Source organism: Mesorhizobium sp. M0478, assembly GCF_040321305.1.
Taxonomy (GTDB): domain Bacteria; phylum Pseudomonadota; class Alphaproteobacteria; order Rhizobiales; family Rhizobiaceae; genus Mesorhizobium.
Genome location: NZ_JAMYRH010000003.1, coordinates 249,447 through 274,211, shown reverse-complemented (window position 1 = coordinate 274,211; position 24,765 = coordinate 249,447). Strand labels below are relative to the sequence as shown.

The following is a 24,765-nucleotide window of genomic DNA, read 5'->3' as shown; positions in this document are numbered from 1 at the left end:
CTCAGTCCTCCTCATATGCATCACGAAAATCAGCGCCGATCTCGCCCAGAAAACGCGTCTCGGCGCTGTGAGCGATTTCACGGTGGCGTTTCTGGTACAATTCCCAGAGCTTGGCGCCGCGCCCGCCGGTCAGCAGATTGCCGATCGCCGAACTCGACTTCAGTTCCTGCTCGATCGCCGCCGGATCGAAGCGGTCGATCATGCGCTTGAGCGCGCCTTGCACGCCGCGCCAGGCACGAACGTGGTGCTGCGCCAGATCGCGCACCGCGTCCTTGATCGCCGCTTCGGCGCCGAGGAAACCGGGGCTGCGCTCGGCCAGCATGGTCACCAGAGCATCGTCGACCGAAGGCAGGAATTTGAGCGGGTTGACCTCGGACGCGCCAACCACGGTCTGGGCGACGCGGGCGTTGCCCTTCTCTTCGGCGCGCTTGCGCAAAAGTTGCATCAACCCTTCCATCATCAGCCGGTATTCGCGGCCGAACTTCTCCATGTCGGCCACCGGATCGCTGCCGGGAAAATCGGACTCGTCCATGCCCATGCCGCGCAGGAAAGCGGCGCGCAATTCCGCGTCCGCCTGTCCGGTCGACGGCCGCGCAGCAGCTTGCCGGACAGGAGCACGTGGTGGCGGTGGAGGCGGGGTTGGCGGTGGCCGCTGTGGCGATGCCTCGGCCGCGCGGACCGGCAGATCCCAGGGCGCCGGGGCAGGCGAGGGCGCATCCACTGCGCCGCCATCCGTCGCGCCTGCGTCGAGACTGGTGGACTCGGCCGGGCCAAAACCAAACCCGTCATCGTAGGCCGGCGGCTGCTCGGAACTGGATCTGCTCGGCTCTCTCGACAGCGGTGCGGAATCGAGGCCGAAGGGATCGTCGAACAGCGGCTTGCCAACACCCTTGTCGGGGGCGGTCTCGGCCACCGGCGTTGCCACAGGGTCGAGGCTGAACGGATCGTCGAACGCCTGCGAGCTGCGTTCATCGGACCGCGCACGCGCGAATGCGCCGGGCACCGGCTTTTCGAATGGATCGGGCAGGTTGGCAGGGCGTGGCCGTCCCGGCTCTTCTTGGGTCGTGGACGAAAAGAAATCGTCGCCACCGAGACTGACCGGCGCCCGCGACGCCACCGGCTTGCTGGCGGGCATCGAAGGCCTCAAGGCCGGCGCCTCGGTCTTCGCCGTCTGCAAATCGACGCACACCACATAGTCGCCCAACCGCAGCCGCATGCCGCTTTGCAGGCGCTCGGTATTTCCCGCGCCGAGTGGGCTGCTGGCATCGTCGATGAACAGCCCGCTGCTGGAAGTATCGGTGACGAAATAGCCGCCCTGCTTGCTGGTGATCTTGCAGTGGGCGCGCGAGACGAACATGTCGGGATCGTTGATCTGCCAGTCGGCGTCGGCGCTGCGGCCGATCACCAGCTCACCCTCGTCCAGCCGCGCCTGCCGCGTGACTTGCGCGCGGGGTCCCTGTTCGAGCGTCAGCAGCAGGCTCATGCCGCCACCTCTTCGCGCCAGCCGACGATGGTGCGCAGCCGCATGTCTTCGGCATCGCCTCGCGCAGGGTTGCGCGCCAGCCAGGTGGTGCGGGCAAGCTGGACGGTGCCGAGCTTTGCCGGCGGCACTGCCTTTGCCGCAAGCACGATCCTGAGATCGACATCGATGGTCTCGCCGATCAGGTCGCGCACCGCCTGCTTCAACAACTTCAGCCGCTCGCCGCCGGGCAGGAACGCCTTGTAGTCGATATAGCTGAGCGCACCGATGCGCAGTTCGATTCGGCTTTGCCGGCTGAAGCTGCGCGGGCCGATGGTGGCGCTGCGGCCGAGTGTGGCATAGCTGCCGGCCAGCCGGCTCTGCAGCGCCTTGGGAATGGTCATCCAGGCGCCGACGAATTCCTTCAGCACCACCGGAACCTTGAAGGCTTCGGCAATGAACAGCGTCAGCCGTTCGGGACCCTCGACCTGGCTGGCGAGCGAGGCGGCCTGGCGAAGCTTTACCGCATCGAGTTCGGCGTCCTGGGTGCCCGGCAGCCCGATGCCGGCCATCGCTTCCAGCATCGAACGGACGCGGCCGCCGACACCGCGTTCGACCTGCACGGCCGGATGCGCATCCGCCCAGGCGCGATAATAAAGCGCGATCATCCGGTGCTGCAGGATGTTGACGAAATCGACGAAGGTCGTGTCGCTCGTTTGCCGCGCCTCGGCGCCTGCATACCAGCGCTGCGAAAGCCGATCGAGCACCCAGCGCGTCAGATGCAGCGGCATCGGCCCTTCAGGCCCGAGCAGGCCGAGATTGTTGACCGTCACCCGCGCCGGCGACTTGTCCGTCGGTTCGTGGAAATCCACCACGTCCTGCACTGCGAAGGACAGCCGCACATTCTGGCCGAGCCTTGCCGGCTCGCGGTCCGGCCGGCCGGAATGGCCGAACAGGCCGCCTTGCCGCTCCAGCCGGCGCAGCAGTTCGAAAAAGTCGAAACTCTCGGACAGGGTTGCGGCTCGCTCTAGATCAGGTAGCGATTGCCGGGCGTCATCGGCCATGGCACATCCTCCTGTTTCTGGAGCAACCGCGTGCGCGTGCGCACGAACCCGTTAATGCCGGCATGGCGGGCAAACAGCCGCGACAGCAGGCCCGACAGCAGCAGAGTGCTCTGTCCCGCCAGCACCGACTGGTCGACATGCAGCGTCACCTCCGTGCCGCGCCCAAAACACATTGGTCCTTCGATCGCCAGCCTTTCGATCACCGCGCGCGAATCGATGCGCACGATCGAGCGTACATTGCGGGCAAGCCCGGGATCGCCGCGTTCGGCATAGAGATCGAGCAGCGCATGCAGCGGATCGACGCCGCGGCCTTCCTTGGCCAGGCTGAGGAAGTTCAGCGCCAGCTGCGAGACCAGCCGCCAGGCCAGGTCGTCGGCGCGCGACTCGCTGTCGGCGCCGGTCGGCAGCGCTGCCGGGATGGCCGGCTGCGGCGAACGCAGCGCGCCGAGCAGCCTGACCGATTCCACCGGGTCGCCCGCTTCCAGCGTCAGCGTTGGCGTGTCGTCGAGGATGGCAAGATCGCGGTTTGTGCACAGTGCCACGACGTCGACGCGCTTGAGCGGCCGGTTGGCCTGACTGTTGACTGGGCGCGAAACCGCCAGGAAGACGTCGTCCCCGGCATAGGAGGTCCGCGTCACGCCCTGGCGCCGCTCGTCCTCGGTCGGCCGGCGCGGCCGCCGCTCCGTCGAATAGACCCAGCCGCTGCCGCGATTTTGCCCAAGGCTGAAGAGTTCCGGTATCTCCGCGTCGGGTCCCTCGGCATCGGCGTCTTCGACGCGGATGACGCGGTAGATTTCAAAGTCGCGCGCCCGCGTGCGGTCGGCATGCAGCACCTGGCGCGTCTTGCGCTGGTCGAGCTCGACGATGTTGCACTCGCGCTCGAAGAGATTGATGATCGGGGTGGCGAAGAGATCGAAATCCGCCGGCGTCAGATCGGCGAGTTCGGGCACCGGACGCCGGAACAGGAAGATGATTTCGAGCCCGGCCTGGCATTTGCGCACGACCGGCAGCAAGCCGGTGACGCGCCCATAATGGAAGCGCTCGGGCATCATGAAATATTCGCGCAGCAGGCGGTAGCCTTCGAAGGTCGGCCGCGTGCGCGGCATCAGCGCCTCGGCATCGGCAATGCCGACCATCTCCGGCGGCGGTAGCGGCGACAATGGATTGGTCTTGCCTTCCGGTCGAGCGCCGACACCAGAGCAGACTCCGAAGATGGCGTCGAAGATCAGCGGCGCCTTGGTGCGGTTGGCGAAATAGAAGTCGAGCCGGTCGAGCGCCAGTTCGTCGAGCTTGCCTTTGCCGGTCCGCGCCAGCGTGATGCGAAGTGCCGCTTCGCCGGCCTTGCCGGCGATCGGGCCGATGCCGGCGGCGGCAAGCGCGCTGCGGTCCTGGAAATAGGCGACCGAACTGATCGCGATCGGAAACAGCGTCATGTCCTGCGCGGTGGTGAAGGTGCAGCGTGTCGACAGGCCGGCCTGCAGGCTGGAGACCAGCCGCGTGCCGCGCTTGACGACGTGGCCGGCAAGCATTGTCTGCACCTGCTGGCCGGGCTTCAGCACCACCATGGCGGTTGCCGGCGCCGGCGTGACGAGATCGGGATAAAGCACGTCGAGGATGCTGCGCGAAAACCGCGAGCGCTCGGCATCCACCTTCAGGCGCGTGCGCGCGGCGAGGAAGGCGACGCCGTCGAGCAGCCGCTCCACATAGGGGTCGGGACACGGCACCGTATCCAGCGACAAATTGCGGGCAACCGCCGGATGCATGTCGGCGAACTCCGCCGCCAGCCCGCGTATGTGGGACAGTTCCTCCTCGTAATATTCTACGAAGACCCGGTCCATCTCTCAGGCTTCCCTGAACTCGGTGCGCGCCAGTCCGTTGTCGAGATTGATCGTCGTGCGCAGGCGCATGCGCTCGGGCGTCGGCGTCATGATCAGCACGGCGTCGATCTCGATCTTCAGGCCGGTCTTGTCGCCGAGGTTGACCGTGACTTTCGTCGCGCTCTCCTTCAGCCGCGGCTCGAATGCGGCGAGCACGGCGCGGATCTCGCGTGCCAGAACATCGCGATCGAAGTCGCGCGACGACCGGCCGGAGAAGGACGGCACGCCATAATTGACAACGCTGCGGCGCACCTCCGGAAAGTCGGCCAGCGATGTCGGACGGTCGGTCATCTGCTCGGCCTCGAGATCGGATAGCAGCGGCGCGGATTCGAAACGCTCGGTGTTGAACAGCGCCTCGATGTCGCGCCGCACGGCCTCGCGCAGCACATCGGGCGACACCACGATGCCTCGGCTTTCAAGCTCGCCACGGTGCCGGTTCTGAAACGCCAGCCGGTGCAGCCGGCGCTTCTGATCGGGGTTCAATGCGTCATCGGCGTCGATGCGCCTCGGTCCGTCTGCCAGCAGCTCGTCCAGGCGCTCTGCGCCAAGCTCCTCCTGCAGAGCCTGCCTGAGCCCGTCTATCTCCGAGCTCAGGCCCGGCAGGTCGTTGACGAGGCGGTCCCACAGCGAAGGCTGTACCGCCTCGCGCTTGGCCCGTGAACCGCCCGCCTGTACCTTGTCGGCGGCAGGGCGCTTTGCTCGCCCGTCACTTGCCGACATAGACATCCATTTCGGCTTCGTCATTGTCGTCATAGACGAACTTGATCTTCTTGTAGGCGAAGGAGACTTCCTCCTGGATCAGGTCGGCTTCATCATTGGCCTGCGACATGTCGTATTCCATGATCGAGGCGTCGGTCAGGGTAACGACCAGATAGTCCTTGCTCTCGCCGTCGATGGTCCGCCGCGCGGAGAATTTGACCTCGTCCAGCGCCTTGTTTTCGAACAGGGCCTTGGCCAGATAGGGTGAGGCCTTGTCATAGTGCTTGGTGAACTTGATCATGCCCATCGACACGCGGCCTCGGCGCGAGAGGGAATTGGGGTCGTAGGGCGCGACCATCTTGTAATCGACGCCATGGATTTCGATCTCGTCGTCATGGCCGTCGCGTGTGCTGGGCCCCTTGATATCCGGAACTTTCAGAAAACCGTCGATCTTCATTGTGGGCATTTTCGTTCTCCACCGCTTTCAAACAAAGGTTTGGTTGCTGCAATCAGGTCTTCACGGACGGCAATTCCGACACCAGCCTAAGCGAGGCGTTGATGCCCTCCAGCTGGTAGTGCGGGCGCAGATAGAAGCGGGCGTTGTAGTAGCCCGGCCGGCCCTCCACGCTGTCGACCTGCACCTCGGCGGCGGCAAGCGGACGCTTGGCGCGCGCCTTGTCGTCGGCGAAGGCCGGGTTGGCCAGCACGTACCGGTTGATCCATTCGGTCAACCAGATCTGCATGTCGGTACGTTCCTTGAACGAGCCGACCTTGTCGCGCGCAATCGCCTTGAGGTAGTGGGCGAAGCGCGAGACCGGGAACAGATAGGGCAGGTTGGCGGAGAGCCGCTCGTTGGACTGGGCGTCGGGGTCGACCAGGCGGCCCGCCCGCGTCTCGTCATCCTGCAGCGAATGGGCGCCGATAAAGGCCGCGAGATCGGTGTTCTTGCGGTGCAGGATCGGCATCAGCCCGAGCTTGGCCAGTTCCGCCTCGCGCCGGTCGTCGATGGCGACTTCCGTCGGGCATTTCATCGCGATCGAGCCGTCATCGGTCGGGAAGGAGTGCACCGGCAGGTTAAGCACAGTGCCGCCATTCTCGACGCCGCGGATCTGCGTGCCCCAGCCATAGAGCTTGTGGCTGCGGTTGATGTTGACGCCCATCGGGAAGGCGGCGTTCATCCAGACATATTTGTTGTGATCGCCCTGCACTTCCTCCTCGAAGGAGAAGCCCTTGACCGGCACGGTCTCCGAGCCGTAGGGCAGCCGCGCCAGCACGCGCGGCATGGTCAGCCCGATATAGCGCGCATCCTCGCTCTCGCGCAGCGATTGCCACGAGGCGTAGGCCGGGTTGGAGACGATCTGCTGCAGGTCCTGCGGGTTGGGCAGTTCCTGCCAGCTGTCCATGCGGAACAGCCGTGGCGAGGCGGCGGCGATGAATGGCGTGTGCGCCGAGGCGCAGATGCCGGAGATGTTGCGCAACAGGCCGACGTCGCGCGGGTGGTTGGAGAACTCGTAGGCGCCGATGACGCAGCCGATCGGTTCGCCGCCGAGCATCGAATACTCGTCGGTGTAGACCTTCTTGAAGATCGGGCTCTGGTCCCACATCTGGCCTTCATAGTCTTCGAGCGTATCGGCCAGCTGCTCCTTGGAAATGTTCATCACCCGGATCTTCAGCTTCTGATCCGTCTCGGTGTTGTTGATGAGGTACCAGAGGCCGCGCCAGGTGCCTTCCATCTGCCGCACTTCCGGCGCGTGCAGGATTTCGTTGACCTGGGTCGTCAGCATCTTGTCGATGCCGGCGATCAACGACTTGATCGACTTGATCGAGTTGGACGAAATCGTCGTCGTCTCGGAGCGCGACTGCGCCGCCAGAGCCAGGTTGCGAACCAGCTGCTGCAGCTTCTCGCTGTCGTCCTTCTTGACCTTGAAGTCCTTCTCCAAGAGCTGGCTGAATTCGCCGAGATCGACGGCCTCGGCCTCGGCGACGGATGCTGCGGTCTTTTGCTGTTCGGCCATGATCTATTCCTCACCCTTGTCGTCGGACAGCGCCTGGGCGGCGATCTGGCCAAGCAGCGGCTGGTTGTTCAGCAATTGGGCGATGCGCTTTTCGGCATCGACGCGGCCGTCCATGAAGCCGAGCAGCTCCTCGAGCTGGCGCCGCATCTTGAGGATTTCGGCCAGTTGCGGGACCTGTTCGGCGATCTTGTCGGGGGCGAAATCGCCCATCTTGGTGAAGGTCAGGTCGAGCGCCAGTTCTTCGTCGCGCTCCTGTCCCTCGGCCTGCGGCAGCGTGTTCTTCACCCGCGCCTTGACCCTGGGTCCCAGCGCTTCCATGAATTTGGGGAAGCGGTTGGCATCGGTCTCGACAAAGGAACGGTCGAGCACCGTCTTGGACGCTTCCCTGGTCTGCGATGCGCCCGACAGGTCGGCCATCACGCCCATGACGAACGGCAGTTCGATCGTCGTCGGGCTGCCGTAGGTTTCGACATCGTAGGCGATCTGCACGCGCGGGGCGCGATTTCGCTCGATGACCTTCGCTTTGCTTTCGGCTGGCATGTGTTGCTACCTTTCATCCTTCTGGGCAGTCTTCTTGGCGTCGGGAACGCCGGCGAGCAGCCGGAATTCCTTGAGCCCCGACGGGGCGAGGTCTTCCATCAGTTCAACGAAATCCATGTGCACCATCCTGCGCACCCGGCGGGCGAGATGCGGGATCGGGCTCGACGGCTCGGTGCGGTCGTAGAACGCGACCACAAGGTCGAGGCACTTCACCACATCGTCGCGCGAGGAAATCCTGTCCGGGAGCCCCGCACCGGTCTCCGCGTAGCTTGCCATCGTCTCGGCTCCATGACCGTTTCTGACCGGCGCGGCCGGGCTTGCCGGGGGAGCAGCCGGGCTGGCCGCCCCCTTCGTCGCTGCCTCTTCCGTGGTCTCGACCGCCGTATTGCGTTCCAGCGTCGTCAGCACGCGCTGCAAAAATCGTTTCAGGTCCGGGACGGCGGCCCCGTTGCTGTCAAGGCGGGCATTCAGCGCCGCATCGACCGCGTCGAGCGCCTCGATCGCTGCGTGCGCCCCGGCGATGAGCGCCGTCATCTGTTCACCGGCCTGGTCCTGATGGGCGGCACAACCGCTGCCCACCCGGTTCAGGAGCTGTCCGTGCGCGCTGACCAGTGCTGCCTTCTCCGTGGCATTCAATCCCGACGCCGCTTCCTGAAGCATGACGCGATCGTCGAGCGCACCCTGTTCGAGATCGCGTCCGCTGATCGGCCCGATGGGACGCGGCGCGAAGAAGACCATCTGCCTGAGGTTCGCCAGCAGGCCTTCCTGGCCGTTCTGCAGGTCGGCCAGCGCGTTGAGGCGGCGCAAGGCGGCCTCGCGTGGTTGGGGGCTGGCCCGCAGCGCCGGGTGCATCGTCTCCCAATGCGTCTCGAAGGTCCTTGCAATCAGGGTCAGGCCCTGTGCCAGTCCGGCCAATCCCTCTTCATTGGCCAGCGCCCGGGCGACAATGACGAGCAGGCGCAGGTCGCGGCCATGCGAACGCAACTCCTCGGCCTTGCCGAGCACGGCAGGCCAGTCGACCGGAATGGTCGATTGCGCGGCTGGCTTGTTGCGCCCGTCATGGACGACCTTGACCTGCGGCTCCGTGAGCCGCTCCAGCTCATGAAAAGCCGGATCGTTGCGCAAGTCTTCGCCTGACGGATTTTCACCGTCCAGCGGAGCAAGCCAGAGTGCGAGATCGATCACAGATACCCCCGGCGACCGGCTCTAAAACCGTACGTGACCCAACGTTAGCACACGGTTGCATATTCCCACAATTCGCCATCCGCTCAAAAGTTAACGAGCGCTAATGAATGTCGGTGCAACTGCGTCTCGGATGGCGCAATTCATGGCGTGCTTGGCCAACCTCGTATGTGAAGCGCATCGCATAGGATTAGAAAAAATCGTGGTTGTCTGCATTTGGCGGCGCGGGACTCTCCACAAAGGGAAAAGGCCGGCTGCATCAAGCGCTTTGTCAAGCGGCTGCTTATGTGGCAGGCTGTCGACGGGGCAGATTGCAGGAGCACGTTCGATGGAACAGCGCCGGTCGTCGCAGGGGTTCAAACGCAAGGAACTGGTTGGCAAGCTCAATCCGGTCTGCCTGCGCGCCTTCAAGGCCGCCGCCGACAGCGCCAAGCTGCGCGGCAATCCTTACGTCGAACTCGTCCATTTCATAGAACAACTGGTGCTGTCCGAGCGTTCGGATGTGCAGATGATCATTGCCGATGCCGGCGTCGATGCCAGCCGGCTTACCAGCGAAATGACCCGCGCCGTCGACAAGCTGCCCTACGGCGCCACCTCGATCGAGGAATTTTCCGACCACATCTTTCACGCCATCCAGGAGGCCTGGAACCTGGCGACGCTGGAATTCGGCATGGAGGAGGTCCGCAGCGCCCATGTCGTGCTCGCCTGCCTGAAGACGCCGGTGCTGGAAGGCCTGGTGGCGAAGATCAGCGGCGAATTCGACAAGATCGACGCCGACGGGGTCATCGCCCGCTTTGCCGAGGTGGTGGACGGTTCGCTCGAAGCCGGCGCCACGGCAGCAGTGGCTCCCACCGCGGAGGCGCCGCGGCGAGCTCCGGGCGGGGACTCCGCGCTGGCCAAATACGCCACAGACCTCACCCAGCGCGCCCATGACGGCAAGATCGACCCGGTCGTCGGCCGAGACCCGGAGATCCGGCAGATCATCGATATCCTGATGCGGCGCCGGCAGAACAACCCGATCCTGACCGGCGAGGCCGGTGTCGGCAAGACCGCGGTGGTCGAGGGGTTTGCCCTGCGCATCGCCCAGGGCGACGTGCCGCCGCCCCTGCAGGGCATCAGCGTGCGTATGCTCGACGTCGGCCTGATGCAGGCCGGCGCCAGCGTCAAGGGCGAGTTCGAGAAGCGCCTGAAGGCGGTGATCGACGAAGTTCAGTCATCCGAGACGCCGGTCATCCTGTTCATCGACGAGGCGCACACGCTGATCGGCGCCGGTGGTGCCGCCGGAACCGGCGATGCCGCCAATCTCTTGAAGCCGGCGCTGGCGCGCGGCGAATTGCGCACCATCGCCGCAACCACCTGGGCCGAGTACAAGCAGCACATCGAAAAGGACCCGGCGCTGACCCGCCGTTTCCAGGTGGTCAAGATCGATGAGCCGTCGGAAGCGGTCGCTGTGCTCATGCTGCGCGGTGTAGCCGGCGTGCTCGAACAGCATCACGAAGTGCAGATCCTGGACGAGGCGATCGAGGCGGCGGTCGGCCTGTCGCATCGTTACATCCCGGCGCGGCAATTGCCCGACAAGGCGGTCAGCCTGCTCGACACCGCTTGCGCCAGGGTGGCGATCTCGCAGCATGCGACGCCGGCCGAGGTCGAGGACATTTTGCGGCGCCGCCAGGCGCTGGAAGTCGAAAGCGGCATCATCGGCCGCGAGGCCGCGATCGGCATCGAAGTAACTGACCGGCAGGCGCGGGTCGAGGCCGGGCTCACTGAGGCCGGGACCATGCTCGCCGCCGCCGAGGAGCGCTGGGAGCGCGAAAACGCGCTGGTTGCCGAGATCCTCGAACTGCGCGCGCGGCTGCGCGGCGACGGCGTCCCGCTCGATGCGGTGGCGACAGCTGAGGCCGAAGCCGAACCGGCAGCGCCGGACGAAGAAAAGACCAAGGTGCCCAAGGCCGAGACGCCCAAGGCCGAAACGTCCGAGACCGAAGCGCCGGCTGCCGAAGGTGCGCCGTCAGATCCTGCCGCCGATCTGGCGCGGCTGCGTGAACTCATGGCCGAGCTTGCCACCGCGCAAGGCGAGACGCCGCTGATCCTGCCGTCGGTCGACCGCAATGCGGTAGCTGCCGTGGTCCAGGACTGGACCGGCATCCCGACGGGACGGATGCTGTCCAGCCAGACCGAAAAGGCGCTCAAGCTGGCCACCACGCTGTCCGAACGTGTCGTCGGCCAGGATCACGCCATGGAGATGATTGCCAAGCGCGTGCAGACCAGCCGCGCCGGGCTCGGAGCGCCGGAAAAGCCGGTCGGCGTGTTCCTGCTCTGCGGCCCCTCGGGAGTCGGCAAGACCGAGACGGCCCTGGCGTTGGCCGAGACGCTCTATGGCGGCGAACAGAACCTGATCTCGATCAACATGTCCGAATTCCAGGAGGCGCACACCGTCTCGACGCTCAAGGGCGCACCGCCCGGCTATGTCGGCTACGGCAAGGGTGGCATTCTCACCGAGGCCGTGCGCCGAAAACCCTATTCGGTGATCCTGCTCGACGAGGTCGAGAAGGCGCATCCCGACGTCCACGAGATCTTTTTCCAGGTCTTCGACAAGGGCATGATGGATGACAGCGAGGGAAGGCGCATCGACTTCAAGAACACGCTGATCCTGCTGACGTCCAATGTCGGCTCCGAAGTCATCATGGAGCGGACCGGCAACGGCACGGTGAGGGCAGGGCTCGACGGCCTCGATGCTGCACTGCGCGCTCCACTGCTGAAGGTGTTTCCAGCGGCCTTCCTCGGCCGCGTCGTGACCATCCCTTACTATCCGCTCTCGGATTCGATGATCGAGGCCATCACCCGCCATCAGTTCGGCAAGATCGCGCGGCGGCTGCGCGCCAGCCACGACGCCGAACTGGTGATCGGCGACGGCGTCATGGCGCTGGTCAGGGCGCGCTGCACCGAAATCGAGTCCGGTGGCCGCATGATCGACGCCATCCTCACCAACACGCTGTTGCCGGAACTCAGCCGCGGCGTGCTGAACCGGTCGCTCGACGGCGAGAAGATGACCAAGGTGACCGTCAGCGCTTCCACTGACGGGTTTGCCTATTCGTTCGAATAGTCAGGCCTGACTGCTCGGCTCCGTCTCGGCGCGGATCAGCTTGATGTCGGCGCCGGCTGCCCAGGCGCCGATATCCTCGCGCCGCAACGCCGCCGCCATCATGTCGGGAAACAGGTCCGGCGTGCAGGCGAAGACCGGTATGCCAAGTGCCGCGACCGAAGCCGACATCGCCGGATCATAGCCCGGCCGGCCCTGATCGGTCAGCGCCAGCAGCACGATGACATTGACGCCGGACCGGACCAGCGCCGCAAGCCGCCGCAGCAAGTCCTGGCCGTTGCCGCCCTCATAGAGGTCGGTGATCAGCACGAAGTGGGATTTGGTCGGCCGCTCGATGCGGTCGGCGCAATAGGCGACCGCCTGGTTGATGTCGGTGCCGCCGCCGAGCTGCACGCCAAACAGCACCTCGACCGGGTCGCTGAGCTCTTCGGTCAGGTCGACGATGGCCGTGTCGAAACAGACCAGCTTGGTGCGCACGACCGGCAGCGACGCCATCACCGCGGCGAAAATCGAGGCGTAGATCACCGAGCTCGCCATCGAGCCGGACTGGTCGACGCACAGCACCACTTCGTCGAGATCGACCAGCCGGCGTTGCTTGCGCATGAAGCCGACCAGTTTTTCCGGCACGACGGTTTTGTGCTCAGGCTGGTAGTGGCGAAGATTGGCCGAGATGGTGCGCGGCCAGTCGATGTCGCGTTGGCGCGGCCGGTTGGTGCGTCGCGACTTGTCGAGCGCGCCACGGATCGCCTCGGCGGTCTTCTGCTCCAGCCGCTGCATCAGCTTGGCAACGATGTCGGCGATGATGGTGCGGGCGATGTCCTTGGTCTTGGCCGGCATCACCGAACGCAGCGAGATCAGGTCGGCGACGAGGTTGACGTCGGCCTCGATCGCCTTGAGGAATTCCGGCTCCATCAGCATCTGCTTCAGGTTCAGCCGCTCAAAGGCATCCTTCTGGACGATCTGGACCACCTGGGCGGGAAAGAAGGAGCGGATATCGCCCATCCATTGCGCCACGCGTGGCGCCGAGCGGCCGAGCCCGCCGCGCCGCTTGCGCGGGTCGGCATCGGCATTGGCGCCGTCGCCGTAAAGCGCATCGAGCGCCGAAGACAGTTTTTTGTCATCACTGGAAAGGGCGGAGGAAGCCTCGTCATCGGCGCCGATCGCCAGCCGCCAGCGGCGCTCGCGCCCGCTATCGGAGGATGCTGGGCCGGGTTCGGGCACTTCGGCTTCGTCATCCATTGTCACACTCCGCCCGCCAGCAATGGCCCAAGCCGCTCCAGGTGACGGCGCCAGCCCTCGCCGCCATCCGGCGCCGGCGTCAGGCCGGCCGGCAACCTTGCGGTGCGGCCGAGCACGGCCTCGATCAACCGCTGCCGCTCCATCGAGTCCAGATTGGAGAAGACGCGGCGCAGCAATGGCAGATGCGCGATGAAAGCTTCCTCGTCGAGCGATTTCAGCCACCCATCGACGGCGCCGCGCAGGCCCTCGTCGTAGATCAGCCGCTGGCCGGCAGTGCTGAAGAAACCTTCGAAGAACCCCGCTGCCTGGGCGACCGGCGTCCCCGGCGACAGCCTGCGTCCGAGCAGCCCGGCGGCGTCCTCTGCCGACAGTTGGCCGGCTTCATAGAGCAGATGCGCGGCGCAGCCGGCGAGCAGCGCCGTCGAGCCCGGACCTTCCAGCACGCCGGTCAGGCCGTTGCGCCATGCATCGAGCACGCCTTCGCCGGGCTCGACCAGCCGGATCGCCGTGTCGGCCTTGCGCACAGCACCGACCAGCGTGGTGGCGGCCTGCTCGTCCAGGTCGCGCACCGCATAGGGCAGCGCGATCGCGCCTTCGACGATCAACCGTTCCAACAAACCGGACAGCCGGTTGGTTTCGGTCTTGCGCGCCTCGCCGTAACGGATGATGTCGGCAAGCGGCGGCACCGAGGCCAGCATCTCCAGGCATTCGCTGCTGTGCGCTGCGCGCGCCTCCAACGCTACAAGGCCGGCGCTCGCGGCCTCCGACAGATCCGCCGTAATGGCGCTCTGGACAAGGGCGGCAAGCGTGTCGAGGCTCGCGGCCGCACCGAGCATCTGGATCAGGCGGCCATTGGCGGCCTTTTCGATAGTCGGGCCGTAGATCAGGTTCTCGACCAGGCGCACGGCATATTCCGGCTCCCAGGCCAGCGTCCATTTTTCGCGAAAGGTGCCGCGGCTGCGGCCGGCGTCGGCCAGCCTGCCCCATTGCACGCCAAGCACGTTCAGCCGGTGCAGCAATGTCGAACGAAACAGTCCGCTTTCGCTGCGCAGATCGACCGACAGCTCGCGTTCCAGCGCCTCCGGCTTCAGCCGCGCCGCCTTCTGGTTGCGCTGCAGGTCCTCGATCAGCGGCGCCAGCGGCGTGTCGGGCGGAATCTCGCCGACATCCGCGCCCAAAAGCAGCTCGGCCTCGACCAGCGCCCACAGCACCGCTTCGCCGTTGAACAGCGCCGCGATCGCGGCATCGCGCAATTCCTCGAAGCCGGGCTTCGGCCGCTCGCGAATGGCAGCCAGTGTGCGCGCAAGCCGCTCGGCCTCGATCAGCGACGCGGTCGACACCAGATGGCCCTTCGCCCGCAGCACCGCCGCGATCGTCGCCAGCCACAGCGTCGCGGCGTCGCGCCGCCCTCGTGTGCGCCACAGATGCTTGCACCAGCCGGGCGCGACGACGCCAGCGCCATAACCATAGCCCAGCGCAAGACGCGGCCCGGTCCATGGCGCCCATGTCATGATGCTTTTGCGCCGGGCAATTCCCTTGATCAGCGCCTGGTCGTTCTTCTGCGTGTGCGCGGCCTGCAGGGCCGGCACATGCCATGCGCCGCAGACGACGGCGATCGGTCCGGCGAATTCCTTGCGCGCGGCGGCGATTTCCAATCGCATATGCGCTTCACGCTTGGCCTCGAACGGCGCGATCGCACCTTCGCCGTCGCGCAGCGTCGTCATCGCATCGGTGATGGCAGCGAAGATTGGACCCGGCTGCGGATTCTGCTCGATAATGTCGGCCCACCAGCTTTCGCCATCTTCATAGCCGGCGGCCGCAGCCAGCGTGCCGATCGGGTCGCGATGCGATGCGGGCTCGCCATCCTCACCGGTTTCGTCCTTGGGTTCGGGCTTGTCGGCGTCAGCCGTTTTGTCGGGGTCGTCGGTTGCCGGTGCCGCGAACCGTGCCGATGACGGCAGGTCGATGAACCGCAATGCCGCCTTGTTCGCCACCGCCCACACCGCCGCCTGGTATTCCGGCGAGAACTCGGCGAACGGCCAGAAACTTGTCGCGGCCGGATCGTCCTCGGGGTAGCAGAGCAGCGCCACCGGCGGCTGCATCTGCGGGCGCGCCAGCAATGGCAGCAGGGCGGACGCGTCGCTCGGCCCTTCGATCAGCACCGCGACCGGCTGCAAGTCCCGCAGCGCCTGCACCAGGCTGTCGGCGGAGCCCGGCCCGTGATGGCGGATGCCGAAATAGGCGACGTCGCTCATGACCTCAGATCGCTGCGTTCAGCGCCGCGTAATAGCCGGCATAGTCCGGCCGCTTCTTGAGCACCGTTTCGAGATATTCCTCCAGCACCACCTTGTCCTGCACCGGGTCCTTGACGATGGCGCCGACAAGGCTGGCGGCGAGGCCTTCGGCGCCGAGCTTGCCGCTGTCGAACCACGCCGCCTGGCTGAGGCCGCCGACCATGGTGGCGATCGCCTCGGCGGTCGAGAGCGAACCCGAAGGCGTCTTCAGCGTCACCTTGCCGTCGGCGGTTGCGCCCGAGCGCAGCTCGCGGAAAATGGTCAACACGCGAGCGATCTCCTCGCCGACATTTTTCGGCACCGGCAGGTCGAGCCCGCCGGCCATCTCGTCGACCCGCTTGGAGACGATCGCCACCTCTTCCGCCATGTCCTCGGGCAGCGGCAGCACCACCACACTGAAGCGGCGTTTCAGCGCCGAGGACAGCTCGTTGACGCCCTTGTCGCGGTTGTTTGCGGTGGCGATGATGTTGAAGCCGCGCTGGGCATAGAGCGACGTGTTGAGTTCCGGGATCGGCATCATCTTTTCCGACAGCACGGTGATCAGCGTATCCTGTACATCGGAGCCCATGCGCGTCAACTCTTCCAGGCGGCATAGCTTGCCGCTCTCCATGGCGCGGTAGAGCGGCGTCGGCACCAGCGCCTCCTGGCTCGGCCCTTTGGCCAAAAGCTGCGCATAGTTCCAGCCGTAGCGGATCTGGTTCTCGTCGGTGCCGGCCGTGCACTGCACGATCAGCGTCGAGTTGCCCATGATGGCGGCGGCGAGATGTTCCGACACCCAGGACTTGGCGGTGCCGGGAACGCCGAGCAACAGCAGCGCGCGGTCGGTAGCGAGTGTCGCCACCGCGGTTTCCATCAGCTGGCGGCGGCCAACATATTTCGGCGATATCACGGTGCCGTCGCTTGCCTTGCCGCCGAGCAGATAGGTCAGCACGGCCTTTGGCGACAGGCTCCATCCGGCCGGCTTCTGGCGTTCGTCATTGCGCGCCAGCGCCTGCAGTTCAGCGGCATAGGCCTGCTCGACAGGGAGGCGGATGGCTGCGTTCATGGTGCTGTTCTCCGGATTGTCATGGGTTGGTTCCCGTCAGGGCCGCGTTGAGGCGCAGGAAAGCGAGCGAGGCTGCCGCCGGCGGCATGCCGGCCGCAACGACATGCTCGATCAATTTTTCCGCTGTCGCCGCAGTGGCCAGAAAGCCCAAAGTTTCCAACAGGTCGTCGACGGTTCGCTTCATCGCGTCATCATTGCCGGCGACAGCCGAACGCAACACCGCCAAGCTCTGGCCGTTCGTCAGGTCGGGCCAATCCAGCCAGTTGGCTTCGAAGCCCTCGGCAAGGGTGAGCGTGCTAACATACTGCGGCGTATCTTTCAGGATCAGTCTGACCAGGACACGCTTCCTGCGGCTATCCAGGCGCGGTGTCAGGTGCAGCACGAACAGTGCCGGCTTGCCACCCTCGGCGATCAGCGTGTCGGCCATCTGCGTTACTGCAGCGTCGCTGCCCGACGCTGCGACCATTCGTGAGATCTGGATGTCCGCATTGTTGTCGGCACCGAACTGCCAGGCTGCAATGAAATCGGGTTCGCTGACCCCAAATCGGGAAGCAAGGTCGACCAGATTGCAGGTCTCGAACAGTTCGGCGCGGCGCTTTTCCTGCGCCGGCGATTTGAGCTTTGCCGGCGTGTAGGTGGTGCGGCGGCGGATAAAGCCGGATTTGCCTTCTGCGATGAAGGCGGCAAGTTCGGCAACGGGATCGTCGGCACCGCCACCAACACGACCGTGCTCGCCCAACCTCGCCAGCAGCCGGCTCACCAGTTCCTGCACCTTGCCGGAGCGGTCAGTGGCCAGGCTTTTCAGGAACGGCGCGTCCTCAGGCGTCAGGCCGAAATGCATGAGTTCGATCAGTGCCAGCCGGACTTCCGCCGGCTCGCCGGGCGCCTTCGCTTCCATCAGGCTGCGGGCCGTGGCCGGATCGCGACGGCGCATCTCGGTCAACGCGATACGGCGCGCGGCGGGGTAAAAGTCATCCCAGTTCTGCACCGTCAGTTGCTCCTGCGGCGCAATCTTCAGCCCCTCGACGCTGGCCTGCCAGTCGATCCACGGCGCATAGATGTCAGGGCTGTTCTGGTCTGATGCCGACGGCATCCAGTCCATCGGATGCAGCACGTAGCCACGGCCGGCGACGAGCGTCGCCACGCGCGCCTTGCGCCGCGCATCGACGGTGTTCTTCAAGGCAGCCCGCAACAGCGGCCGCAACCGCTCCGGCAGCAGCGGCAGGCCAAGCCTCGGCAGCGGCGGGCGCCGCTTCAGCGACTTCGGCGCGGCTGGCCTTAAGCCCACATCGAGCGCCTGCGCGGCGATGGCCAGCAACAGCCGCTCCCGTTCGTCCGGGCTTGCGCCGCCGGCGATTTCCTTCCACGCGGCTGGCGCCAGATCGAACGCAGTTCCGCCGGTGATCCAGCAGTCGCGCATCGTCGCCAGGCCGGTTTGCTCGAGCTCGTTCATGACAGATCGAGCCTCCCGAAGCCGCTTTGCGCGGCGAGCAGATCGAGCCGCGCGCCGTTCCACAGGGCTGCCGTTGCCGAAAGGTCGAGACCGAGCACGGTTTGATCGACGGTTCCGGCGACAGGCAGGGCGATCCCTTGCGGGTCGTGCGCCGCTTGCCACCAGGCGGTGCCGCGCTCATCGAGCAGGATCGCGCCGGCAGGCAGCATCAGCGGGCTATCGGTCGACCAGGGTGCTGCGTCCTGGTGCGCCGCATGCGCCGCCAGCGGATCCTTGACAATGCCGAGGCCGAAATCCGGCCAGGCGCCCGACACGACATCGCCCTTGCGCTCCGCTACCAGCGCCCGCAGCCGTTGGCGTGACGGATAGAACACCAGCCTTGCATCGAACCGGTCGCCAGGTGTGAACGCGGCAGAGCGGCGGCCGGCCGAGGCCGGAAAGAAATCGAGTAGCAGCGCAAATTGCGGCGTCGGGCTTTTCAGGTCGAGCAGCCAGGTAGAATGGCTGACAAGGCCGTCGCGGCGGGTCTCGATCTTCTCGCCGATGACTTCCCACTGGCTGTCGACCTGTCTTGCATCGGGATTGGCCAGCACCTGGTCGCGGGTTTCGGATGCCGACACCAGCCGCTTCAATTCGGGATCGTCTGGCGCCGAGCGCCAGGCCTTGGCCAGCAAAACCAGCTTGCCGAGTTCGCGGATCGCCGCGTCCGGCCGTTCCTCGCTGCGCAGCGCCATTAGCCGGGCCGGGATTTCGTCGATGCGTCCCGCAAGCGCCGTTGCTTTCATGTCGACCAGCCTGGCGGCAATGCGGCGGCAGCGCTCGCTGCTGGCGTCGGCAAAGGCGGAAAGGCCGAGCCGCAGCTGGTCGGCAATCCACTGGTCGAGTTCGTCCAGCGCGCCTGCCACCGCGGTGCGCGTATCTTCCGCCCGCTTGCGCTGCGCCGTCTCGCGGCGCTCCGTCGCGGCGGCGTCATCGACGGTGCTTTCCTCTGCCTGCGAGGCCTCGCCAATGCTCTTGCCAGACGCGCCCCTGCCAGACTTTGCGTCGACCGGCGGGGGCGCACTCTTCCTGCGCCGGCCAAGCCAGTCATTGACCCATTCCGGCGTTGTTTCGGCTGATGTGAAGCTGGCCGGCGCCGTGGCGGCGATCCACATCAGCGCCAGCGTGTGCTTGCAGGGAAATTTTCGCGACGGGCAGGTGCATTTGTAGCCGTGGTCGCCGGTGTCGACGACGGTGCGATACGGGTTGGATCCCGAGCCCTGGCATTCGCCCCAGATCAGCGCCTGCTGCTCGTTCTTCTCCAGCCGCGGCCAGTTCGAGCGCTTGGTGAGCTTCGAGGCGGCGCTTAGCGACGCCTGATCGGGGGCCAGCGCCTCGATGGTTTTCAGTTCGAATTCCAAGCCGCGCCTCTCGTCACCCCAAATCAATGCCTGGCATCAATATAGGGTGACGTTTGTGAAGGATTGTTGTGGCCCCGGCAAGACGAAGATAGCGCAGATCAGTACAACGGCGTGGCCATATGCCGGGGCGTCGGCCATTGCGCCGTGATCTCGGGCTGCACCGGGCGCTCGAGATAGGTCGACAGCACGACATAGCTTCGCGTCGAGGTGACGCCGGGCGTTTCGTAGAGACGCGCCAGCAGGCCTTCGAGCGCCCTGGTGTCCTCGGTGCGGACCTTGAGCAGCAGGCAGGTGTCGCCGGCCACCGAATGGATTTCCTCGACCTCAGGATATTGCGAAACGGCCATCAGCTCCGGCGTCTTGCCCCAGCCCTTGGTATCGATATGCACGAAGGTGAGCAGCGGCTTTTTCACCGCCTTCGGGTCGATGATCACAGCCGTGCCGCGGATGGCGCCGCTGCGCCGCAGGCGCTTGACCCGCTCATGCGCCGCCGGCGGCGACAGGCAGACGCGTTCGCCAAGTTCGGCGTAGCTGATCGTCGCATCCTCGACCAGCACGCCTAATATTTTTCGGTCGATTGCGTCGAGCTCTCGGGGAGCTACCTTGTTCTGCAGAACCCCATCTGTTTCTTCGTCCATATCGAAATTCCTTGTTGTCGCGGAATTCAGTTCGGCCATTATGACCCGATGACGAACGCGCATCAAGCTGCAACGCTCCATCAGCCGATCCCGGCGCTGGCCTATCTCCTGACCGGCTGCATCGCCGTCATCGGCTCGAACTCGCTGGTCCTGGGTCCAATTGCTCCGGCAGTCGCCGCATCCTTCGGCACCAGCGTGCCGGCGGTGATGGCCGCGTCGGCCGCCTTCGGCCTCGGCACTTCCGCCAGCGCGTTGTTCCTCGCCCGCTATATCGACGGCGTCGGCGCCCGCCGCATGCTGCAGGGCGCTCTGCTGTTGCTGGCGGTCGGCCTTCTCGCCAGCGCGCTGGCGCCGACGGTGATCATGCTGGTCGCGGCCCAGGCCGTCGCCGGCATCGCCGCGGGCGTCGCCATGCCGGCCATCTATACCAGTGCAGCGGCAATTGCGCCGCCCGGCCGTGAAAGCGGCACGATCGGCGTCGTGCTGACCGGCTGGACGGTCTCCATGGTGGCCGGCGTGTCGCTGTCGGCCGTGCTTGCCGATCTCGTGCACTGGCGCGCCGTCTTCGCCGCCGTCGCGGTGCTTTCCGCCATTGCGCTTGCTGCCTTGTCGATGACCTCGCTCAGCGACGTCAGGAAGGGCGGCCCGGCGCCGTCGCCGTTCGTTGCGCTGGCCATTCCGGGGATCGTGCCGCTGCTCATCGCCTGCACCGCCTTCATGACCGCTTTTTACGGCGTCTACGGCTATCTCGGCGATCATCTGCACCAGGATCTGGGCGAGCCCGTCAGCGCCAATGCGCTGGCCGCGCTCGCCTATGGCGCCGGCTTCGGCGCCGCGGCCTTCCTCGACGGCGTCATCGACCGCATCGGCGCACGGCGCGTCATGCCTTTCGCCTATCTGCTGGTCGCCGTCGTCTATGTCGCGATCGCGCTCGCAAGCAGCAATTTCGTGCTGATCCTGGCTATGATCGCCATCTGGGGCCTTGCCAATCATTTCGGCCTGAACGTGCTGGTGATGCGCCTTACCGCGCTCGATCCGTCGCGCCGCGGCACCATCATGGGCCTGAACAGCTCGGTCACCTACCTCGCCGTCTTCATCGGCACCACCAGCTTCGGGCCGCTTTATTCGACATTCGGCTTTGCCATCTGCGCGATCGTTGCCGCCGTGCTGATGCTGGTTGCGGCAGCAGCGGGGTCATGGCGGTCGCCGCCGCCCATCAAGCCGTAAAGCTTGCGTCCTCATCCCGTCCTTCGCTAGAGCTTGGCTTGCCATGCGAGCCCCGCCCGGATGAAGACGACGCTTGAAACCACTGCCGACCCCTCGTCAGACGACCTCGCCTTCCTGGCCGAGCGGCTGACGGCGTTCAATGACGGCGATGTCGGCCCCTCCGGCCGCAAGCCGATCGCGGTCTTCGTTCGTGACGAGCACGGCGCTGTCGTCGCCGGCATTTCGGGATACACCGCCTGGGGCTGGCTCTATGTGCAATGGCTGTGGGTCGACGAACGCCTGCGCGGCCAGCATATGGCCGGCGACATGCTGGACGCTGCCGAGCGCGAAGCAGTCGCCCGGGGCTGCCAGACCGCCTGGATCGACACGTTCAATCCGACAGCGGCCAAAGTCTATGAGCGGCAAGGCTACCGGCGTTTCGGCGAGCTGCCTGACTTTCCCATCGGCCGCAGCCGCATCTTCCTGCAGAAGAAGCTCTAACCTGCCAGCCGCCCGCCTTGCATCGGCCGCGGCACGCCGGTGGTGCTGGGAAAGCTGATCGGCAGGCCGCGCAGCACGCGCACGGCAAGGAAGGCAAAGCATTCGGCCTCCACCGCATCGCCTTTCCAGCCCAGTGTCTCGGCCTGCACCACCTCGACGTTGGCGCGCCTCGCCAGCATCGCCATCATCGTCGGGTTGCGGCGGCCGCCGCCACTGACCGCTAGGCGCTTCGGCCGGCGCGGCAACAAATCGAGCGCCTTGCCGACGGCCGAGACGGTGAAGGCCGTCAGCGTCGCCGCCCCATCCTCTGCGCTGAGGCCGTCGGCCATGGCGGCGCCGAAGTCGAAACGGTCGAGCGATTTCGGATAGGGCTTGGTCAGATACGGATGCTGGAGCAATTTGGCCAGCCGCACTTCATCGACGGTGCCGGCCGCGCCCAGTGCGCCGTCGCGGTCCATCTCGCCGAGGCCGTTTGCCTTGATGAAATCGTTGAGCGGCGCGTTGGCCGGGCCAGTGTCGAAGGCGACGATGTTGTCCTTGCCGTCCCACCAAGTGACGTTGCCGACACCGCCGAGATTGAGCACAGCGGTGTCCCCGCTGGCGTCGGCTTCCCTCAAAAGCGCCGCGTGGTAGGCAGCCGCCAGTGGTGCGCCCTGGCCGCCAGCGCGCACATCGTCCGAGCGGAAATCATAGGCGACCTTGGCGCCCAAAATGGAATGCATCAGCGCGCCATCGCCCAACTGGCGCGTATCGCCGCGCCGCCCGGGTTGCGGGGCACGATGCAGCACGGTTTGGCCGTGAAAACCGACCACGCCGATATCGCCTATGGTTAGGCCGTAGCTTTCGACAAGGTCCTTCACCGCCGCCGACTGCGCCCGCGTCAGCGCCTCCTCGGCTTCGGCAAAGATCGCCGGCTCGGGCCCGTCGAAATTCCACACCCGGGCCTGACGCAGCGTCTCCTCCAGCAAGGCACGGATCGCTGCGGGGTAGGGGGCCAGCGTATAGGTGCCGAAATCGGCGATCCGCTCGCCATCGGTCTTGATCAGCGCCACGTCGATATTGCCGTCAAGCACGGTGCCGGTCATCAGGCCGACGGCCCAGATTGGTTCCACGGTCGACTCCCTTGCGACACCGTTTGCGATTCCAACGCAATCACCTGTCGGACGGATTGTCTCGCCAGGCAAGACCCTGGCCGCGGTCGATTGCTCCGAACCTGCCGGCAGAGTTTTTCACCGAACAGCGAAAATCGAGCAACGCCGTTCTTGCGTCTCGCCGCTCAAGACGCCAGCTATGAGACGAACACGTCATCGCCAAGGAGAAACGACATGGCATCCGAAGTCGCAGTGATCGCCGGCGCGGGTGCGGGCCTGAGCGCCTCTTTGGCACGCCTTCTCACCACGGAAGGCTATCGTGTGGTGCTGGCCGCCCGCAACACGGCCAAACTCGCGGCGCTGGTCGGGGAAACCGGCGCGCTGGCCGTCGAAACCGACGTCGCCGATCCGGCCTCCGTCGCCGGCCTGTTTGACGCCGCCGACAAGCAAGGCCCGCTGGCCCTTGCCGTCTTCAATGCCAGCGGCCGCACGCGCGGCCCGATCGCCGAGGTCGATCCCGATGCGGTCAAACAAGCCTTGCTTGTCGGCGCCTATGGCGGCTTCCTGGTCGGCCAGCAAGCGGCGCGGCGGCTGCTTGCGCGCGGCTCCGGTTCGATTCTTTTCACCGGCGCCTCCGCCAGCATCAAGGGCTTTCCCAACTCCGCCGGCTTTGCCATGCCGAAATTCGGCCTGCGCGGTCTGGCTCAGTCGATGGCGCGCGAACTCTTCCCGAAGAACATCCATGTCGCCCATTTCATTATCGACGGCCAGATCGAGCCGGTCGGGACGAAGCCCGAGCGACCGGACAGCCAGCTGTCGCCCGATGCGATCGCGCAGACCTATCTCGCGACCCATCGCCAGCATCGCAGCGCCTGGAGCTTCGAGGTCGAGCTGCGGCCCTTTGTCGAGACATTCTGACCGGTCCGGCGTGACCGTTCTCGCAATTGCGAAATCTTTGAGAGAATATTCCCGGCTTCGTGTTTGAGAAGAAATGCGGTTCTTTGATCCGGCAAGCAGCATTGCCGATGATGTCGTCAAGGCTTGGTATTCCACCTCGCCGCAATGACTTCAGGATTACGAGGGATCGACAATGTCCGAACGCGGAAACGCTTCCAGCTCTCTTCTTTTTTCAGCCATCAGCCGGCGAGCTGCCCTTGCGGCACTTTTTGCCTCGGCCGTCACGCTTGCCGGTCTGGCTCAGCCGACGCCGTCCTTCGCCGAGGACAAGAAGTCTATCAAGGTCGGCATCATCAGCGGCGAGGATGAGGATGTCTGGCGCGTCGTCGTCGCCCAGGCCGCCGAAAAAGGCCTGACCGTCGAGACCGTGGTGTTCAACGACTACACCCAGCCCAACGAGGCGCTCGAGCGCGGCGAGATCGACGCCAACGCCTTCCAGCACCAGCCCTATCTCGACAACCAGATCAAGACCCAAGGGTACCACATCGTGCGCGTCGGCTACACCGGCGTCTGGCCGATCGGCCTCTACTCCAAGAAATACACCAAGGTTGCCGACCTGCCCGAAGGCGCCGTCATCGGCTTGCCCAACGACCCCTCGAATGAGGGCCGCGCGTTGCGCGTTCTGCAGAACGAAGGCGTGATCAAGCTGAAGGACGGCACCGGCATCCTGGCGACCACCGCCGACATTGCCGAGAACCCGAAGAAGGTCGTCATCAAGGAACTGGATGCCGGCATTGTCGGGCGCTCGGTCGAGGATCTCGACGCGGCTGTCGTCAACACCGACTGGGCGCTGAAGAGCGGTCTCGGCCCGGACAACCGCATCGCCCAGGAGCCAGTGGCCGACAACCCCTACCGCAACTTCATCGCCGTGAAATCCGGCAACGAGAACGAGGCGTGGGTGAAGACGCTGGTCGCGTCCTACCAGAACGAGGCGGTCAAGGCCGAGTTCGACAAGGTCTACAAGGGCACCGGGATCAGCGCCTATTGATTGGCGCCTGGTTGTCA

At 65.6% G+C, this 24,765-nt stretch carries 20 protein-coding genes; 5 read left to right on the top strand and 15 right to left on the bottom strand.

Translation table 11 applies throughout. The features are described from left to right. Position 1 precedes the first annotated feature (1 nt). The 8 genes from tagH to tssA are packed head-to-tail and all read right to left on the bottom strand — an operon-like array spanning position 2 to position 8,839. The gene (gene tagH / locus NKI64_RS09225) at positions 2 to 1,483 is read right to left on the bottom strand and encodes a type VI secretion system-associated FHA domain protein TagH (RefSeq protein WP_352667663.1); all 1,482 of its coding nucleotides are present in this window, start codon (positions 1,481 to 1,483) and stop codon (positions 2 to 4) included. Then, positions 1,480 to 2,523: a type VI secretion system baseplate subunit TssG gene (gene tssG, locus NKI64_RS09220; RefSeq protein WP_031194673.1), complete on the bottom strand. Its 1,044-nt coding sequence runs from the start codon at positions 2,521 to 2,523 to the stop codon at positions 1,480 to 1,482. The genes tagH and tssG overlap by 4 nt, the downstream gene beginning before the upstream one ends. Beyond that, positions 2,487 to 4,361 carry a type VI secretion system baseplate subunit TssF gene (tssF, locus tag NKI64_RS09215; protein ID WP_352667659.1) on the bottom strand — a complete coding sequence of 625 codons (1,875 nt, stop codon included), beginning with the start codon at positions 4,359 to 4,361 and terminating at the stop codon, positions 2,487 to 2,489. The genes tssG and tssF overlap by 37 nt, the downstream gene beginning before the upstream one ends. Positions 4,362 to 4,364: 3 nt before the next feature. After that, positions 4,365 to 5,120, bottom strand: coding sequence for a type VI secretion system baseplate subunit TssE (tssE, locus tag NKI64_RS09210; protein ID WP_023804372.1), 756 nt, complete (start codon positions 5,118 to 5,120; stop codon positions 4,365 to 4,367). Further along, entirely contained in the window at positions 5,107 to 5,556 is a 450-nt protein-coding gene (locus tag NKI64_RS09205) for an Hcp family type VI secretion system effector (RefSeq protein WP_352667966.1), read from the bottom strand. Before NKI64_RS09205 ends, tssE begins: the two co-directional genes overlap by 14 nt. A gap of 52 nt (positions 5,557 to 5,608) precedes the next feature. Further along, complete coding sequence (tssC, locus tag NKI64_RS09200; protein ID WP_023682611.1) at positions 5,609 to 7,114, bottom strand: type VI secretion system contractile sheath large subunit; 1,506 nt, start codon at positions 7,112 to 7,114, stop codon at positions 5,609 to 5,611. A gap of 3 nt (positions 7,115 to 7,117) precedes the next feature. Beyond that, a complete protein-coding gene (gene tssB / locus NKI64_RS09195; RefSeq protein ID WP_023673718.1) occupies positions 7,118 to 7,654 on the bottom strand; it encodes a type VI secretion system contractile sheath small subunit in 537 nt (178 codons plus the stop codon). 6 nt (positions 7,655 to 7,660) lie between these two features. Continuing rightward, on the bottom strand, positions 7,661 to 8,839 hold the full coding sequence (gene tssA, locus NKI64_RS09190; protein WP_023687034.1) for a type VI secretion system protein TssA: 1,179 nt from the start codon (positions 8,837 to 8,839) through the stop codon (positions 7,661 to 7,663). Between the two features lie 325 nt (positions 8,840 to 9,164). Between tssA and tssH the strand changes: the two genes are divergently transcribed. Beyond that, the gene (tssH, locus tag NKI64_RS09185; protein ID WP_352667656.1) at positions 9,165 to 11,939 is read left to right on the top strand and encodes a type VI secretion system ATPase TssH; all 2,775 of its coding nucleotides are present in this window, start codon (positions 9,165 to 9,167) and stop codon (positions 11,937 to 11,939) included. Here tssH and NKI64_RS09180 read toward each other — a convergent pair whose 3' ends face one another. The 6 genes from NKI64_RS09180 to NKI64_RS09155 form a co-directional block, all read right to left on the bottom strand. Then, on the bottom strand, positions 11,940 to 13,175 hold the full coding sequence (locus tag NKI64_RS09180) for a VWA domain-containing protein (RefSeq protein WP_023687036.1): 1,236 nt from the start codon (positions 13,173 to 13,175) through the stop codon (positions 11,940 to 11,942). Positions 13,176 to 13,177: 2 nt separating this feature from the next. Beyond that, positions 13,178 to 15,430 (bottom strand): DUF5682 family protein, encoded by a 2,253-nt coding sequence (locus NKI64_RS09175; RefSeq protein WP_023732191.1) that lies wholly within the window; start codon positions 15,428 to 15,430, stop codon positions 13,178 to 13,180. A gap of 4 nt (positions 15,431 to 15,434) precedes the next feature. After that, positions 15,435 to 16,514, bottom strand: coding sequence for an ATP-binding protein (locus NKI64_RS09170; protein WP_352667652.1), 1,080 nt, complete (start codon positions 16,512 to 16,514; stop codon positions 15,435 to 15,437). 19 nt (positions 16,515 to 16,533) lie between these two features. Next, positions 16,534 to 17,967: a DUF5691 domain-containing protein gene (locus tag NKI64_RS09165; protein ID WP_352667649.1), complete on the bottom strand. Its 1,434-nt coding sequence runs from the start codon at positions 17,965 to 17,967 to the stop codon at positions 16,534 to 16,536. Next, a complete protein-coding gene (locus tag NKI64_RS09160; protein WP_023684463.1) occupies positions 17,964 to 19,367 on the bottom strand; it encodes an SWIM zinc finger family protein in 1,404 nt (467 codons plus the stop codon). Before NKI64_RS09160 ends, NKI64_RS09165 begins: the two co-directional genes overlap by 4 nt. 98 nt (positions 19,368 to 19,465) lie before the next feature. Next, positions 19,466 to 20,005, bottom strand: a complete 540-nt coding sequence (locus tag NKI64_RS09155; protein ID WP_023724276.1) for an Lrp/AsnC family transcriptional regulator — start codon at positions 20,003 to 20,005, stop codon at positions 19,466 to 19,468. Positions 20,006 to 20,053: 48 nt separating this feature from the next. Between NKI64_RS09155 and NKI64_RS09150 the strand changes: the two genes are divergently transcribed. Together NKI64_RS09150 and NKI64_RS09145 are read left to right on the top strand one after the other, a co-directional pair. Continuing rightward, positions 20,054 to 21,232: an MFS transporter gene (locus NKI64_RS09150; RefSeq protein ID WP_023701530.1), complete on the top strand. Its 1,179-nt coding sequence runs from the start codon at positions 20,054 to 20,056 to the stop codon at positions 21,230 to 21,232. Positions 21,233 to 21,292: 60 nt separating this feature from the next. Then, positions 21,293 to 21,712, top strand: a complete 420-nt coding sequence (locus NKI64_RS09145) for a GNAT family N-acetyltransferase (protein WP_023692175.1) — start codon at positions 21,293 to 21,295, stop codon at positions 21,710 to 21,712. Here the strand turns inward: NKI64_RS09145 and NKI64_RS09140 are convergent. After that, complete coding sequence (locus NKI64_RS09140) at positions 21,709 to 22,824, bottom strand: anhydro-N-acetylmuramic acid kinase (protein ID WP_023709179.1); 1,116 nt, start codon at positions 22,822 to 22,824, stop codon at positions 21,709 to 21,711. The two genes, NKI64_RS09145 and NKI64_RS09140, sit on opposite strands and share 4 nt — an antisense overlap. 213 nt (positions 22,825 to 23,037) lie before the next feature. Here NKI64_RS09140 and NKI64_RS09135 point away from each other — a divergent pair, with 213 nt between their 5' ends. Next, positions 23,038 to 23,721 (top strand): SDR family NAD(P)-dependent oxidoreductase, encoded by a 684-nt coding sequence (locus NKI64_RS09135; protein WP_023668581.1) that lies wholly within the window; start codon positions 23,038 to 23,040, stop codon positions 23,719 to 23,721. A 172-nt stretch (positions 23,722 to 23,893) separates the two neighbouring features. Beyond that, positions 23,894 to 24,748, top strand: coding sequence for a MetQ/NlpA family lipoprotein (locus NKI64_RS09130; RefSeq protein ID WP_023668580.1), 855 nt, complete (start codon positions 23,894 to 23,896; stop codon positions 24,746 to 24,748). Positions 24,749 to 24,765 lie beyond the last annotated feature (17 nt).

Coding starts and splice junctions, on each gene's coding strand:
- tagH (WP_352667663.1), bottom strand. CDS start 1,483: ATGAGCCTGCTGCTGACGCTCGAACAGGGACCCCGCGCGCAAGTCACG.
- tssG (WP_031194673.1), bottom strand. CDS start 2,523: ATGGCCGATGACGCCCGGCAATCGCTACCTGATCTAGAGCGAGCCGCA.
- tssF (WP_352667659.1), bottom strand. CDS start 4,361: ATGGACCGGGTCTTCGTAGAATATTACGAGGAGGAACTGTCCCACATA.
- tssE (WP_023804372.1), bottom strand. CDS start 5,120: ATGTCGGCAAGTGACGGGCGAGCAAAGCGCCCTGCCGCCGACAAGGTA.
- NKI64_RS09205 (WP_352667966.1), bottom strand. CDS start 5,556: ATGAAGATCGACGGTTTTCTGAAAGTTCCGGATATCAAGGGGCCCAGC.
- tssC (WP_023682611.1), bottom strand. CDS start 7,114: ATGGCCGAACAGCAAAAGACCGCAGCATCCGTCGCCGAGGCCGAGGCC.
- tssB (WP_023673718.1), bottom strand. CDS start 7,654: ATGCCAGCCGAAAGCAAAGCGAAGGTCATCGAGCGAAATCGCGCCCCG.
- tssH (WP_352667656.1), top strand. CDS start 9,165: ATGGAACAGCGCCGGTCGTCGCAGGGGTTCAAACGCAAGGAACTGGTT.
- NKI64_RS09180 (WP_023687036.1), bottom strand. CDS start 13,175: ATGGATGACGAAGCCGAAGTGCCCGAACCCGGCCCAGCATCCTCCGAT.
- NKI64_RS09175 (WP_023732191.1), bottom strand. CDS start 15,430: ATGAGCGACGTCGCCTATTTCGGCATCCGCCATCACGGGCCGGGCTCC.
- NKI64_RS09170 (WP_352667652.1), bottom strand. CDS start 16,514: ATGAACGCAGCCATCCGCCTCCCTGTCGAGCAGGCCTATGCCGCTGAA.
- NKI64_RS09165 (WP_352667649.1), bottom strand. CDS start 17,967: ATGAACGAGCTCGAGCAAACCGGCCTGGCGACGATGCGCGACTGCTGG.
- NKI64_RS09155 (WP_023724276.1), bottom strand. CDS start 20,005: ATGGACGAAGAAACAGATGGGGTTCTGCAGAACAAGGTAGCTCCCCGA.
- NKI64_RS09150 (WP_023701530.1), top strand. CDS start 20,054: ATGACGAACGCGCATCAAGCTGCAACGCTCCATCAGCCGATCCCGGCG.
- NKI64_RS09145 (WP_023692175.1), top strand. CDS start 21,293: ATGAAGACGACGCTTGAAACCACTGCCGACCCCTCGTCAGACGACCTC.
- NKI64_RS09135 (WP_023668581.1), top strand. CDS start 23,038: ATGGCATCCGAAGTCGCAGTGATCGCCGGCGCGGGTGCGGGCCTGAGC.
- NKI64_RS09130 (WP_023668580.1), top strand. CDS start 23,894: ATGTCCGAACGCGGAAACGCTTCCAGCTCTCTTCTTTTTTCAGCCATC.